General features: G+C 65.8%; 12 protein-coding genes. 4 read left to right on the top strand and 8 right to left on the bottom strand.

Annotated features, from left to right (window positions below; translation table 11 throughout):
* Window positions 1-2 precede the first annotated feature (2 nt).
* Together AC4D2W_RS13830 and serS are read right to left on the bottom strand one after the other, a co-directional pair.
* Window positions 3-848: an HAD family hydrolase gene (locus AC4D2W_RS13830; RefSeq protein ID WP_490927509.1), complete on the bottom strand. Its 846-nt coding sequence runs from the start codon at window positions 846-848 to the stop codon at window positions 3-5.
* 122 nt (window positions 849-970) lie between these two features.
* Complete coding sequence (gene serS / locus AC4D2W_RS13825) at window positions 971-2,248, bottom strand: serine--tRNA ligase (RefSeq protein ID WP_400929929.1); 1,278 nt, start codon at window positions 2,246-2,248, stop codon at window positions 971-973.
* A 64-nt stretch (window positions 2,249-2,312) separates the two neighbouring features.
* On the opposite strand from serS, the gene AC4D2W_RS13820 reads away from it, so the two are divergent.
* Entirely contained in the window at window positions 2,313-3,431 is a 1,119-nt protein-coding gene (locus AC4D2W_RS13820) for a diacylglycerol/lipid kinase family protein (protein WP_490927508.1), read from the top strand.
* Here the strand turns inward: AC4D2W_RS13820 and AC4D2W_RS13815 are convergent.
* The 4 genes from AC4D2W_RS13815 to AC4D2W_RS13800 form a co-directional block, all read right to left on the bottom strand.
* Entirely contained in the window at window positions 3,428-3,805 is a 378-nt protein-coding gene (locus AC4D2W_RS13815) for a hypothetical protein (protein WP_490927507.1), read from the bottom strand. The genes AC4D2W_RS13820 and AC4D2W_RS13815 overlap by 4 nt on opposite strands.
* A gap of 153 nt (window positions 3,806-3,958) precedes the next feature.
* A complete protein-coding gene (locus AC4D2W_RS13810; protein ID WP_490927506.1) occupies window positions 3,959-4,930 on the bottom strand; it encodes a DNA topoisomerase IB in 972 nt (323 codons plus the stop codon).
* A gap of 54 nt (window positions 4,931-4,984) precedes the next feature.
* Complete coding sequence (gene pheA / locus AC4D2W_RS13805; RefSeq protein ID WP_490927505.1) at window positions 4,985-5,947, bottom strand: prephenate dehydratase; 963 nt, start codon at window positions 5,945-5,947, stop codon at window positions 4,985-4,987.
* Window positions 5,944-6,261 carry a rhodanese-like domain-containing protein gene (locus AC4D2W_RS13800; protein ID WP_490927504.1) on the bottom strand — a complete coding sequence of 106 codons (318 nt, stop codon included), beginning with the start codon at window positions 6,259-6,261 and terminating at the stop codon, window positions 5,944-5,946. Before AC4D2W_RS13800 ends, pheA begins: the two co-directional genes overlap by 4 nt.
* A gap of 115 nt (window positions 6,262-6,376) precedes the next feature.
* Here AC4D2W_RS13800 and AC4D2W_RS13795 point away from each other — a divergent pair, with 115 nt between their 5' ends.
* From AC4D2W_RS13795 to pgm, 3 genes are all read left to right on the top strand, one after another.
* The gene (locus tag AC4D2W_RS13795; RefSeq protein ID WP_490927503.1) at window positions 6,377-7,804 is read left to right on the top strand and encodes an amidase; all 1,428 of its coding nucleotides are present in this window, start codon (window positions 6,377-6,379) and stop codon (window positions 7,802-7,804) included.
* 243 nt (window positions 7,805-8,047) lie between these two features.
* Window positions 8,048-9,451, top strand: a complete 1,404-nt coding sequence (locus AC4D2W_RS13790; RefSeq protein ID WP_490927622.1) for a peptide MFS transporter — start codon at window positions 8,048-8,050, stop codon at window positions 9,449-9,451.
* Window positions 9,452-9,594: 143 nt separating this feature from the next.
* Complete coding sequence (gene pgm, locus AC4D2W_RS13785; protein WP_490927502.1) at window positions 9,595-11,226, top strand: phosphoglucomutase (alpha-D-glucose-1,6-bisphosphate-dependent); 1,632 nt, start codon at window positions 9,595-9,597, stop codon at window positions 11,224-11,226.
* A gap of 91 nt (window positions 11,227-11,317) precedes the next feature.
* Here the strand turns inward: pgm and AC4D2W_RS13780 are convergent, their stop codons facing one another.
* Both AC4D2W_RS13780 and AC4D2W_RS13775 read right to left on the bottom strand, forming a co-directional pair.
* A complete protein-coding gene (locus tag AC4D2W_RS13780; RefSeq protein ID WP_490927501.1) occupies window positions 11,318-12,730 on the bottom strand; it encodes an aldehyde dehydrogenase family protein in 1,413 nt (470 codons plus the stop codon).
* A complete protein-coding gene (locus tag AC4D2W_RS13775) occupies window positions 12,727-13,599 on the bottom strand; it encodes an SDR family NAD(P)-dependent oxidoreductase (RefSeq protein ID WP_490927500.1) in 873 nt (290 codons plus the stop codon). Before AC4D2W_RS13775 ends, AC4D2W_RS13780 begins: the two co-directional genes overlap by 4 nt.
* Window positions 13,600-13,683 lie beyond the last annotated feature (84 nt).

The raw sequence follows: 13,683 nt of genomic DNA, 5'->3' as shown, positions 1-13,683 counted from the left end.
GGCTATCCGGCGGCGAGGCTGCGCAGCACCGTGGCGGCACCGTCTTCGTAGACGGTTCCCGTCACTTCGGTGGCGGCTTCCAGCACTTCCTGCGGAGCCTGCCCCATGGCTACCCCGCGGGCGGCCCAGCCGAGCATTTCAATGTCATTGCGGCCGTCACCCATGGCAACCGTGTACTTGCGGTCAATGCCGAGGCTGCTGCGCACCTTTTCCAGGGCGCTGGCCTTGGTGACGCCCTCGGCGGCGATGTCCAGCCAGGCCGTCCATCCTACGGAGTAGGTCACGCCGTGCAGGCCGATGGCCCGGACGGCCTCGCCGAATTCTTCGGCCGTGGAGTCGACGCTGAAGACCACCACGCGCACCGCTTCGGCGCTGCGCAGCCGTTCAAAGTCCACTGCCTGAGCCTCCACACCGAAGCTGGCGTCCTGGAAGCGCTCGGTGGAAAGGAAGTTGCCGGAGGAATCTTCGAGCGCGAACTTGGCGGTGGGCAGCGTGATCCGCAGTGCGTCCAGTGCCGGTTTGGGATCAAAAACCACGCGGTCGATCACTTCGTAACCGTCCGGCAGGGAGGTGTCCACACGCAGGGTGACGCCGCCGTTGGAGGCGACGCAGTACCCCTTGGTGATGCCCAGGCGCTCCAGGACGGGAAGTGCCGCGCCGTAGGACCGGCCGGTGGCAATCACCAGCTGGTGGCCGGCGGCAATTGCCGCCTCTGCGGATTCGCGGACACCCGGGGACATATGTCCGTCGTGGTCCACTAGGGTGCCGTCCACATCCAGTGCCACGAGGTGAACAAAACGGTCAGGATTCTGCCGGTCTTCGGTGCCGGTGCTCGTCAAAATAGTCATCGCCTCATTTAAACAGATGACCGCAGATCCGGAAAGGACGCGGCTCACATATGTGTGCAGGTGAGGTCAAAGCAGGCCCTGTTCCGGCTTTGGCGAAACAGGGCCTGCTCAGCACCGGCGGCCTACAGGACGGGAAGTACTTCCAGACCGCCGAGGTAGGGCCGCAGCGCAGCCGGAACGTTGACGGAGCCGTCCGGGTTCTGGTGGTGCTCAAGGATGGCCACGATCCACCGGGTGGTGGCCAGGGTGCCGTTGAGGGTGGCGACGGCACGGGTGCCCTTGCCCTCCCCCTCCTGGCGTTCACGGATGTTCAGGCGCCGGGCCTGGAACGTGGTGCAGTTGGAGGTGGAAGTGAGCTCGCGGTAGGCGTTCTGGGTGGGAACCCAGGCTTCGCAGTCAAACTTGCGGGCGGCGGACATTCCAAGATCTCCGGCAGCGGTGTCAATCACCCGGTAGGGCAGCTCCACCTTGGCCAGCATCTCCTCTTCCCAGGCCAGCAGGCGCTGGTGCTCGGCAGCGGCGTCTTCGGGCTTGGTGTAGATGAACATTTCCACTTTGTTGAACTGGTGGACGCGGATGATTCCGCGGGTGTCCTTACCGTGTGATCCGGCTTCACGGCGGTAGCAGGATGACCAGCCGGCGTAGCGGACCGGACCGCCGTTCAGGTCCAGGATTTCATCGGCATGGTAGCCGGCCAGCGGCACCTCGGAGGTGCCCACCAAGTACAGGTCGTCTTCGGCGAGACGGTAGATCTCGGCGTCGTGCGCCACGTCAAAGCCGGTGCCCTGCATGGTTTCGGGGCGGACCAGGGTGGGAGTAATCATGGGCACAAAACCGGCCTGGACGGCCTGATCCATCGCCATGTTCAGCAGGGCCAGCTCCAGGCGGGCACCCACGCCGCGCAGGAAGTAGAACCGTGAGCCGGAAACCTTGGCGCCGCGTTCCATGTCGATGGCACCGAGGAGCTCACCGATTTCCAGGTGGTCGCGGGGCGTGAAGCCTTCGGCCTCGAAGTTCCGCGGCGTGCCGACTGTCTTGACGACCTCGAAGTCATCCTCCCCGCCGGCGGGAACACCGTCGGAAATCAGGTTGGGGATCCGGCGCAGCAGCGCATCGGATTCGGCCTGGGCGGCATCGGCCTCAGCACCGGCTGCCTTCACGGCACCGGCAAGTTCCTTGACCTCGGCCAGGAGTGCCTGCTTTTCCTCACCCTTGGCTTTGGCGACGCGCTTGCCGAAGGCGTTCTGCTCGGCGCGCAGGTTTTCAAACCTGGTGCGTGCATCACGGCGCGCGGCGTCGGCAGCGATGATCGCATCCACCAGGGACTCGTCCGCCTGGCGGGCGCGCTGGGAGGCTCGGAATTTATTCGGGTTTTCGCGGAGCTCATTTACATCGATCACGATTCAAGAGTACCCAAAAGCCGGACAGGGGCAGGCACCGGCCGGGGTTAGGCTGGGAACCACTATGTCTACGCCCCTGATCGTCCTTCTGGCACTGCTGGCCGCTGCCCTGGTTGCCCTGTCAGTTTGGGCCGGGCTGCAGCGGCGCCGGCGTCTTGCCGCCGGGCGGGTCATCGTCAAGACACTTGCCCCCGGCCACCAGCGGGTGGCCATGGTGCTCAACCCCGTCAAGGTGCAGGCGCCGGCGGCGCGCGCGCTGCTCGCCCAGGCGTGTGAGCTGGCGGGGTGGGACCCGCCCCTGATCCTGGAGACCACCCGCCAGTCCCCCGGGTACGAACAGGCGCGGCTGGCAGTGGAGCAGGGAGCCGACGTCGTAGTTGCCGGCGGCGGCGACGGAACCGTCCGCGAGGTGGCACGCGCCCTGGCCAACACTGAGGCGGCGCTCGGACTGCTGCCGCTGGGAACGGGAAACCTCCTGGCGCGCAATCTGGGGCTGCCGGTGGCTGATCTTCCGGCGTCAATCCGCACGGCGCTGCACGGAGATCAGCGGCGCATCGACATGGGCACCATCAGCTTTGAAAACTCGGACAACGGCGACCACAGCAGCAGCGCGTTCCTGGTGATGGGCGGAATCGGCCTTGATGCCGAGGTTATTGCGGCCACCCGGGATGATTTGAAGAAGCGGGTGGGCTGGCTGGCCTACAGCGAAGCGGGCGTGCGGCTGTTGCCCGGGCGCCGGACCCGCATGAGTATTTCGGTGGACGGCGAACCGCCGGTGGCCCGCAAGGTCCGCAGCGTCCTCTTCGCGAATCTTGGCCGGCTGCCCGCCGGGATCGATTTCATTCCGGAAGCCAGGATGGACGACGGACTGCTGGACGTTGTGGTCATGTCACCGCGCAGCCTGGCCGGATGGCTCTGGGTTGCGGGCAAGGTGGTCACAAAGAATCCCCGGAAGATCCCGGTGATCGATTACCGCCGGGCGAAGACGGTGGAGATCCGCGTGGCGCAGCCTACGCAGACCCAGCTGGACGGAGACCTGACCGGAGCCGCCACCACTGTTCGGGTCCAGGTGGATCCCCTGGCGCTGCTGGTCCGGGCACCTTCACCGGACCAGCAGCCGCTCCGGCCGCAGTTGGCGCACAGCGGTGCGCGTTCCCCGGGCCGGGCAGGCGGACGAAACTAGTCCTGGGTGCCCTCGGCGTCCGTGTAGCCGCCCTCGCTCTGGGCGGGCTTGGCGCCGTCGGCGTCGTCGCGGTCCGTGTACTCACCTTCAGGCTGGGAGGACTTCGCGAGGTCGGCGTCATCACGGTCCGTGTACTCGCCCTCAGGCTGGGAAGCCTGAGCACTTTCGGCGTCGTCACGGTCCGTGTACTCGCCGTCATTGTTGTGCTCCAGCGAGGCGGGGGAAGCCTGTTCGCGGATCAAAGCCTCTTCTTCGGCAAACCGGATGTCGTTGCCCTGGTCGCCGGCATCACCGCGCAGGTTGTCATCGCCGGTGGACTGGCCGCTGGGCTTCGGGTCGGTCAGCTGTTCTTCCTCATTAGGGTATTCAGACATTCGCTTAGCCTTCCTGAACGTTGAGACAGGACCAGCTTTCAGTCCTGCACCTTGTGTACGGAGAATCGCCGCACCTCTTCCATCAGCATACTGATGAACGCGGGAACGGGAAAAGCGTCGCCGGGCGGAGAAAAAGCCGGGACAGGGCGCAGCTCATTCCGTGAGCATGAGCCGGACAGCGGTCTCCGAGGCTGAAAACCCCGCCACATCAATGACTTCCCCGTCAAAAAACCGATCCACCACCCGGGGGTCGACATAGGACTTGCGGGCAATGGCCGGCGTGTTTCCCAGATGGTCGGCGACCTTGCGGGCGGTTGCCGACGCGGCTTTCACCTTCTCCCGCTTCGTGGACGCCAGGGGAAAGGCCCGGGCCAGATGCATGGCTGCCACCACTGTGGCCTGCCACGTCCGGAAATCCTTGGCTGAAAACTCCCCGCCGGTAAGCTCCCGGAGAAAGGCGTTCAGGGGGGACGCGGAAATACTGTGCCACTTTCCGTCCGTTCCCTCATATGCCAGCGCAGTGTCGGGGTTGGAGCGGGCAAGCATGGGCGCCAGCGCCGCCACCAGGTCGGGGTCCCTAATCAGGGTGTGCCATTCCTGCCCGCTCTTGCCGGGGAAATCGAACCGCACTTCGTCGCCCTGCACCGTGACGTGCTCAACGCGCAGGGTGGTGGTGCCGTAGGATCCGTTGGCTTCCGCATAGCGCTCTCCCCCGATCCTCAGCGCACCGGCGTCCACAATGCGCAGGGCGGCCGCGTAGGCGCGCTGCGGGCCGGAGCCGTCCGAGCGCAGGTGCTTTGTGATCAGCCGCCTGGCCGCCGGCAGGGACTGGGCGAAGGCGAGGGAACGGTCAAACTTCTCCCGGTCCTTCAACTCCCGCCAGTGCGGATGGTAGATGTACTGCCGCCTGCCGGCCCCGTCCGTTCCCGTGGCCTGGATGTGGCCGTTGGCGTAGGGGCTGATCCACACATTGGTCCACGCCGGAGGAATGGCCAGCGAACGGATCCGGTCCAGCGTCTGCCGGTCTGTCAGGATGTCCCCGTGCAGCCCGCGGTAACTGAATCCGCGGCCCCATCTGCGCCGGGAGTACCCGGGGTGCTCACAGTTAGTCCGCCGCAGCCGCACCGTGAACCTCTCTTTCCGGGGATGCCCCTTTGGGTGATTCTTCCTGCGGAGAGATTAGTCCTTGAGGAGCCCCGCCAGCCAGCGGTCCGCGGACCGGAACGCTTCATCGGTGTTGTGTTTGGGGATTTCCGGTTCCCGGCGGTCAGCCCGGGGGTAGGAGCCAAGGAACCGCAGCTTGGGACTGATCCGGTGCAGGCCCTTGAGCGCGTCCGCGATCCGGGCATCGGCGATATGCCCCTCGGCGTCGATGCTGAAGAAGTAATCCCCGAGAAACAATCCGGTAGGCCGGGATTCAATCCGGCTGAGGTTTACCCCCCGCGCGGAAAACTGGTCCAGGATCTCCATCAGGGCACCCGGGTGGTCCTCCGGCAGGGGAACCACCAGCGTGGTCTTGTCCGCACCGGTGGGTGCCGGCAGCGAAGTCGGCAGGCTCACGAGCACAAAGCGGGTTACGGCGTCGGCAATATCGCCGATATCCGTGGCCACGACGTTCAGGCCCAGCCGCTGCGCCACCAGGGGTGAGCAAATGGCAGCATCAAAGGCCTGATCCACGGCTTTCAGGCCCACGGCCGCGGCGGCAGTGGAGGGTGCGGGGATATATTCAGCCTGCGGAATATTCTTATTCGCCCACTCCCGGCACTGCGCCCAGGCGTGCGAATGGGTGGAGACCGTACCGATATCAGCCAGCCCGCTGCCCGGCCGGGCCGCCAGGACAAAGGTGATCGGAACCAGGATTTCCCGCAGGATCCGCAGCGGCTCACCGGCGGAGACGGCATCCAGGGTGGCGCTGACGCCACCCTCCACCGAGTTCTCAATGGGCACGACGGCGGCATCCGCGCGTCCGGTGCGCACCATCTCCAGCGCGGCGGTCACACTCGTAGCCGGAATCCGTACGGACGCCTCAGCACCGGGGACCTGCAGAAGCGCGGCCTCCGTGAAGGTGCCTTCCGGCCCCAGATAGGTGTAGGTCATCTCTGAGGCTGTTGGATCCGCCGGTGAGCGCAGCGATGAACTCATACGACGGTGGGGTCCTGGCCGTTGTCGGAGACCATGGGCTTCCCGGCTTCCAGCCAGGCTCCCATGCCGCCGTTCACATTGACGGCGGTGTAGCCGTGGGATTCCAGCCAGGCAGTTGCCTTCGCGCTGCGTCCTCCGCTGCGGCAGATAACAGCCAGGTCCTGATCGGGATCCAGGTCATCCAGGCGGTCGGGAAGGGTGCCCAGCGGAATGTGGAGGGCGCCGTCAATATGGCCGGCTTCCCATTCGTAGTCTTCACGCACATCCAGGATCTTGGCATCCTTGCTGATGGCGTCTACCGATACGCTTTCCATTTTCCGGTTCCTGTCCTTTCGTCCGGGGCATCCGAGAGAACGCCCCGTGGTGAACTTTCTCCCAGCCTATAGTGGGAGCCCTGCCCGGAAAATAAACGCCCGTCCCGGAGGTCACATGTCCGCCCAGCCCCATCCCGCGCCACCTCTGGACCTGCAGGAAAACACGGCACTGCAGCTGCGGAACCGGCTCGCCTTCGGAGAGATCAGCGCACGGGAAGTCACCGGGCATTTCCTCCGGCGCATCGAGGAGCTGAATCCTGCCCTGGGTGCGTTCCTGCTTGTCACACCGGAAACTGCTCTGGCCGAAGCCGCAGCGGCCGATGAGCGCTTTGCCCGCGGCGAACCGCTGGGACTGCTCCACGGAATGCCGCTGGCGCACAAGGACCTGACCGACGTCGCCGGCATACCAACCACTTTGGGAACCGCCGCGCTGCCGCCGTATACGCCGGAGGCGGACAGTCCCCTTCCCTCCGTCCTGCGCCGGGCTGGCGCCATCAGCCTGGGCAAGACCCAGGTCCCGGAGTTCGGGCTCAGCAGCTACAGCGAAAATCTGGTGGGACCGCCCGCCCGGAATCCGCTGAACCGAGATCTCAGTCCGGGCGGCTCAAGCGGGGGCAGTGCCGCCGCGGTGGCGGCAGGAATGCTGCCCTTCGCACCGGGTACCGACGGCGGCGGTTCAGTACGCATTCCGGCGGCAGCCACCGGCCTTGTCGGTCTCAAGCCCAACCGGGGCCGGGTGCCTTCCGGATCAGGGCAGACCGATCTGGGCCAGTTTGTGGTGGCCGGCCCCCTGGCCCGCACAGCTGCGGACGCGGCCCTGCTGCTGGACGCCATGGTGGCCGAGCCCAACTGGCACGCAACCTCCGCAGCGCCGGCGGACACAACCTTCCTGTCCGCCGCAGAACGCGCCGACGGCCGCTTCCGGATTGGCGTCAGCACACTCTCGCCGTTTTCGTCCCGGCTCGAAATCACCCTGGCACCCGAGGCCGTCCAGGCGCTGGATGCCGGAGTGGAAGCCCTCCTCGGCGCCGGCCACGACGTCGTGCCGGCCCGCCTGAGTTACGACGAGCGTTATCCCGAAGCCTTTCAGGCCGTCTGGACGGCCGGCCTGTCCACCCTGGAACTGCCGGACGGCGGCGAACAGCGCCTTCTGCCCCTTACGGCCGCTGTCCGCAGGCGTGCGCAGCAGCGCACCGCAGCCGACCTGGTCACGGCAATGGAGATTCTCCGCCGATTCGAGGAAGACACCATCCGCGCCTACAGCGCCTATGACATGATCCTGACGCCGGCGCTGGGCATGACGCCTCGCCCCATCGGGTGGTACTGGGATGAGAGCCTGGATGAAGATGCCCGCGGGATCGAAGATTATGAACGGCAGTGCCGGTACTCGCCCTTCACTTCCATGGTGAATGTGTGCGGGCTTCCCGCCATCACCTTTCCCACTGCCCGCACCGAAGGCGGACTGTCCATGGGAATCCAGCTGATCGGGCGCCCCGGGGCGGAAGCAGAACTGCTCGCCGTCGCCGCCCAGCTGGGAAAGTAAACAGGACACTATAGCGCACCTTTTCCCGATGTTTCCCGCCCAGGTCCGTAACAGAGCGGCAAGGCGCGCAACGAGAGTGACATTTCACACGGTTCCTCCAGTGCGTTCCGCCAAATTGCGCGAAAACTAACCTGCTCCCACTTCAACCCACACATATTCCGGTGGGAACATGCAATTGTGAGTTCTAATCCCAGCACCTCAGCCGCCACGCCGGCCCGCAAGTCCTTCTTTGGCCATCCGCGCATGCTCGCGAACCTCTTCAGCGTCGAGCTGTGGGAACGGTTCTCCTTCTACGGCATGCAGGGCATCCTGCTGTACTACATGTACTACTCGGTCACCGACGGCGGCCTCGGCATCGATATTGCCGTTGCTACGTCGCTGGTTGGTGCGTACGGCGGTGGCGTGTACCTGTCCACAATCATTGGTGCATGGCTCGCGGACCGCGTCCTCGGATCCGAGCGGGTGCTCTTCTACTCGGCAGCCCTCGTTATGCTCGGCCACATTTCCCTGGCCGTCCTCCCGGGCGCCGCGGGACTGGCCGCCGGCCTCATCCTGATTGCCCTCGGCTCCGGCGGCGTCAAGGCCAATGCCACCTCCCTGGTGGGAACCCTGTATGACCAGAAGGACGAACGCCGCGACGCCGGCTTCTCCATCTTCTACATGGGCATCAACCTGGGCGCCCTGGTGGGCCCGCTGCTTACCGGCCTGGCCCAGGTGAAGCTCGGCTTCCACTACGGCTTCGGCCTGGCTGCCCTGGGCATGGCCATCGGCCTGGTCCAGTACGGCCTGACCCGCAAGTACCTGCCCGAGTCTGCGCACCAGGTGACCAACCCGCTGCCGCGCAGCAAGTTCGGCACCATGGCCGGCATTGCCGTTGGCGCAATCGTCATCATTGCCCTGGCCGTGGTCTTTGGCCTGCTCAAGGCGGAGAACCTTGCAGTGGTTATGGCAGTTGTAGCCATCCTTGCTTCCATCGCTTACTTCGTGATCATCCTGCGCAGCCCGAAGGTGGACCGCGTCGAGCGCCGCCGCGTGTACTCCTTCATGCCGCTGTTCATCGCCAGTGCCGCTTTCTGGGCCCTCTTCCAGCAGCAGTTCACGGTGGTTGCCCTTTACGCTGACACGTCCCTGGACCGCCGCATCTTCGGCTGGGAAATGCCGCCGAGCTGGGTACAGTCGATCAACCCGATCTTCATCATCATCTTCGCGGCTGTATTCGCCACCGTCTGGACCAAGCTGGGCGACCGCCAGCCTTCCTCCCCGCTGAAGTTCGCCATGGGACTGGCCGTAATGGGCCTGGCATTCCTGGCCTTCATTCCGTTCTCCGGCGGCGGACCCAGCAGCACCCCGCTGCTGGCCCTGGTTGTCATCCTGCTGCTGTTCACCTTTGCCGAACTGTTCATCTCCCCGATCGGCCTGTCCGTGGCGACCAAACTGGCTCCGGAGATCTTCCGGACCCAGATGGTGGCACTGTTCTTCCTGTCGGTCTCGCTGGGCACCACCCTGGCCGGCTGGCTGGCACAGTTCTACGACCCCGAAACCGAGGTCAGCTACTTCCTGTTCAGCGGCATCACCGCGATTGTCATCGGCGTTGCGCTGGCCGCGGGCACCCCGGCCATCAAGAAGCTCATGGGCGGCGTGCGCTAAGCACCCTCACCCCTCACGGGGATACGACGACGACGGCGGGTTTTCCGCCGTCGTCGTCGTTTAAGGCCGCTGCGGCACCTGAATTCGGGGCCTTCCGCCGCCCCTTCTGCCGCCGAACGCATTTATTTGGCATGCTTAGGGGTATGTCTAACCGTGCCGGCACAGTTGCCGAACCCTCCGACCTTGTTGATCTGACCGCCCTCCTGGATGCCTATTACGACATCTCGCCGGACATGAACAACCCTGCCCAGCGCGTGGTTTTCGGCACATCGGGGCACCGCGGCTCCTCGCTCAACGGCGCCTTCAACGAGCCCCACATCGCCGCAATCACCCAGGCGATCGTGGAATACCGGAACGGCCAGGGCATCACCGGACCGCTGTTCATGGGCAAGGACACCCACGCACTGTCCGAGCCCGCACAGAACACCGCTCTTGAAGTGCTCGCCGGCAACGGGGTCAACGTGCTCATCGACGCACGCAACGGCTTTACCCCCACCCCGGCCCTGAGCCACGCCATCCTGAAGTACAACTCCGGCCGCACCGAGGAGGCCGACGGCATCATCATCACGCCCTCGCACAATCCCCCGGCCGACGGCGGCTTCAAGTACAACCCGCCCACCGGCGGACCCGCCGGTTCCGAGGCGACGAACTGGATTGCCAACCGTGCCAATGAACTGCTGGAAAACGGCCTGCGGGGCGTAAAGCGCATTCCGCTCGGCGAGGCCCGGCTGGCCGACTCCGTGGGAACCTACGACTTCCTGCAGAAATATGTGGAGGACCTTCCCTCGGTCCTGAACCTGGATGCCATCCGCGAATCCGGGCTGCACATCGGCGCCGACCCGCTGGGCGGAGCCTCGGTGGATTACTGGGGCGCCATCGCCGAGCGGCACCAGCTGAACCTGACCGTGGTCAACCCCAACGTTGATCCGCAGTGGGCCTTCATGACGCTGGACTGGGATGAGAAGATCCGCATGGACTGCTCCTCCCCGTACGCCATGGCCTCGCTGATCGCGCGCGCCAACGAATATGACATTGCCACCGGCAACGATGCCGACGCCGACCGTCACGGGATTGTCACGCCCGACGCCGGCCTGATGAACCCGAACCACTACCTCGCCGTCGCCATCGACTACCTGTACCGGAACCGGTCGGGCTGGCCGAAGGATGCCATGGTGGGCAAGACCCTGGTCTCCTCTTCCATGATCGACCGGGTCACCGGGGAACTGGGCCGCACCCTGATGGAGGTCCCGGTGGGCTTCAAGTGGTTTGTTCCGGGACTGCTCTCCGGCGACGCGGCTTTTGGCGGAGAAGAATCCGCCGGTGCGTCCTTCCTGCGCCTGGACGGCAAGCCCTGGACCACGGACAAGGACGGCATCCTGCTGGCCCTGCTGGCAACGGAGATCACCGCCGTGACGGGCAAGACTCCGTCGCAGCGCTACCGCGAACTGACCTCCCAGTTCGGCGATCCGGAATACGCCCGCGTGGACGCCCCCGCCAGCCGGGAGCAGAAGGCGGCGCTGGCCAAGCTCTCGCCGTCGGACGTCACTGCCACCACCCTGGCCGGCGAGGACATCACGGCCCGGCTGACTGAAGCTCCGGGCAACGGTGCACCCATCGGCGGGCTGAAGGTGACCACGGAGAACGCCTGGTTTGCCGCCCGGCCTTCCGGCACCGAGGACGTGTACAAGATCTACGCGGAGTCCTTCAAGGGCCTGGAGCACCTGAAGCAGGTACAGGCCGAGGCCAAGGCCATTGTGGACGGCGTCATTTCCTAGCCTCCGCGCCCCCGCGAAATAGCAGAAGCGGCAGTTCCCAGGGCCGGGAAGTGCCGCTTCTGCTATTTCGTTCAGTCAGTCGGCGACGGGGTCAGAGCAGGCGGCGCAGCAGCCGGCGCTTGAGACCGTTGTACGGCGGGTAGGCCACCTTCAGGGTGTCCAGGGCAGTGCTCTTGGTGAACACCGGCCGCAGCTGGCTGAACGTGTCGAACGTGTATTTGCCGTGATAGGCGCCGGTCCCGCTGGCTCCGGCCCCGCCGAACGGAAGGCCCGGAACGGCCAGCTGCACGGTGCTCACATTGTGGTTTACGCTGCCGGCCCGGACGCTGCGTTCAAAGGTCTTCCGGGCAGCAGCGGACTGAGTGTAGAGGTAGGACGCCAGCGGCACCGGCCGGACGTTAATGAAGGAAATGGCCTCGTCCAGGTCCTTCACGGTCAGCACCGGCAGGATCGGACCGAAGATTTCCTCCTGCATCACGGGTGAATCCGGAGATACATCGGTCAGGATGGTCGGCTCCAGATAGAGCGAGTTCCGGTCCCCGCGGCCGCCGGCCAGCACGGTTCCGCTGTCCAGCAGGCCGTGCAGGCGGTCCCAGTGCTGTGCATTGATGATCCGGCCCAGGTCCGCGCTCTTCGCGGGGTCCTTGCCGAACAACTCAGCCACGGCCCGCACCAGGTGCTTGCGCAGCTTCGGTGCCGCCTCCTCGGTGACCAGGACGTAGTCCGGCGCCACGCAGGTTTGGCCGGCATTGAGCAGCTTGCCGTACACCAGGCGGCGGGCAACGGCCCGGAAATTGCCGTCCAGGACAACGGCCGGCGATTTCCCGCCCAGTTCCAGCGTGACCGGCGTCAGGTGCTTTGCGGCCGCCTCCAGGACAATCCGGCCCACCCGCTCTCCGCCGGTAAAGAAAATGGAGTCGAAGCGCTCGGCCAGCAGCGCCGTGCTGGCCTCCTGCCCGCCTTCCACGACGACGACGGCGTCCGGGTCCAGATACTGCGGCAGCAGCTCGGCCATGGCCCGGGACGTGGCCGGAGCCAGCTCTGAAGGCTTGAGCACCGCTGCGTTGCCTGCGGCGAGCGCCCCGATGAGCGGAGCCAGCAGCAGCTGCACCGGATAGTTCCACGGCGCAATGATCAGCACCACGCCCAGCGGCTGCGGCTCGGTCTTGGCGGACGCAGGCATCAGCCCCAGCGGCACCGGAACACGGGCGCTGCGGGTCCACTGTGCCAGGTGCTTGAGCGCATACTCCGCCTCTGCCCGGGTGATCGACAGCTCGGTCAGGTAACCCTCCAGCGGGTTCTTGCCCAAGTCCTGTGCCAGGGCGGCGTTGAGCTCGGCCTCTCGTTCGGTCAGCAGGCGGATCAGGCCGCGCAGTTGGTTCCGGCGCCACTCCAGGGGGCGGGTCCGGGCGGAGTCGTACGTCCGCCGCACCGCTGCCACCACTGCGGCAACGGAGGAGCCGGGGAAGTGTCCCGGGGTCTGCTCCACGGCTGCGGCGCTCATCGGGTGCCTTCCCGGACCGACGCACCAGTTTCGGGGGTGTCCGCGGCGGGACGGCCGGTGAAGTGGTCCATGGACTGGTAGACCTTGAACACGCGTCCGGCCACCACGTCCCACAGCGGCTGCGGCAGGAGTCCGCGCAGTGCACTGCCCAGAGGCACGGTCCAGGGCAGCTGGATCCGCGCTTTGCCGTCCATCAGGGCGGACCAGGCACGGTCCACCACGTACTGCGGTTCCATCAGCGGCGTCATCAGGGGACCGCGGGCCCCGGCAAACATGCCGGTCTTGATGTAGCTCGGAATCAGGGTGGTCACCTGCACGTGTCCGTTGCCGGCTTCATTCAGCTCCAGGCGCAGCGAGTCGCTCCACCCGATGACCGCCCATTTGGAGGCGGTGTACACGCTCATCTTGGGCACGGAAAGGGTGCCGGAGGCGGACGCGACGTTCAGGATCCGCGCCGGCGTCCGGCGGGCGATCATGTCCGGCAGGAAGGCACGGGTGATCTGCATCGGCGCCAGCGTGTTCACGTCCATGACGGCGTCGATATCCGCAGGTGTGTGCTCCCAAAAGTACTTTCCGCGCACAATTCCGGCATTGTTGATCAGCACGTCGGGGATTCCTGCTTCCGCCCGGACACGCTCGGCCGCCGCTGTCACCTCCGCCAGGGAGCTGACGTCCAGGGCATGGGGATGGACTGCGCCGCTGCCCAGGGTCCGCAGGTCCGCAGCCGTTGCCTCCAGGGCTTCAGCGTTGCGGTCCCACAGGATTACGTGGGCGGCGCCTTCCCGCACGGCACGTTCGGCGTAGAGCCGGCCCATGCCCATGGCAGCGCCGGTGACAAGGACCGTGCGCCCTGCTGCTGATATGCCCATGCTGTTCCGTCCGTTCGCGGTGGAACCGGGGAACGGCTGTGTCCGCCCGATTTGTCTACGGTAAAATTTCTGCGGTGCATCATA

It is taken from the genome of Arthrobacter sp. TJ-58, from assembly GCF_058269295.1.
Note: the sequence above shows the minus strand (reverse complement) of the source record. Positions and strands in the feature narration are given on the sequence as shown.

Bases quoted from the DNA above. Each gene is read 5' to 3' on its own strand.
- AC4D2W_RS13800 (WP_490927504.1), bottom strand. From the start codon at position 6,261: ATGGAAAGCGTATCGGTAGACGCCATCAGCAAGGATGCCAAGATCCTG.
- AC4D2W_RS13795 (WP_490927503.1), top strand. From the start codon at position 6,377: ATGTCCGCCCAGCCCCATCCCGCGCCACCTCTGGACCTGCAGGAAAAC.
- AC4D2W_RS13790 (WP_490927622.1), top strand. From the start codon at position 8,048: ATGCTCGCGAACCTCTTCAGCGTCGAGCTGTGGGAACGGTTCTCCTTC.
- AC4D2W_RS13775 (WP_490927500.1), bottom strand. From the start codon at position 13,599: ATGGGCATATCAGCAGCAGGGCGCACGGTCCTTGTCACCGGCGCTGCC.
- AC4D2W_RS13830 (WP_490927509.1), bottom strand. From the start codon at position 848: ATGACTATTTTGACGAGCACCGGCACCGAAGACCGGCAGAATCCTGAC.
- AC4D2W_RS13780 (WP_490927501.1), bottom strand. From the start codon at position 12,730: ATGAGCGCCGCAGCCGTGGAGCAGACCCCGGGACACTTCCCCGGCTCC.
- AC4D2W_RS13820 (WP_490927508.1), top strand. From the start codon at position 2,313: ATGTCTACGCCCCTGATCGTCCTTCTGGCACTGCTGGCCGCTGCCCTG.
- pheA (WP_490927505.1), bottom strand. From the start codon at position 5,947: ATGAGTTCATCGCTGCGCTCACCGGCGGATCCAACAGCCTCAGAGATG.
- AC4D2W_RS13815 (WP_490927507.1), bottom strand. From the start codon at position 3,805: ATGTCTGAATACCCTAATGAGGAAGAACAGCTGACCGACCCGAAGCCC.
- pgm (WP_490927502.1), top strand. From the start codon at position 9,595: ATGTCTAACCGTGCCGGCACAGTTGCCGAACCCTCCGACCTTGTTGAT.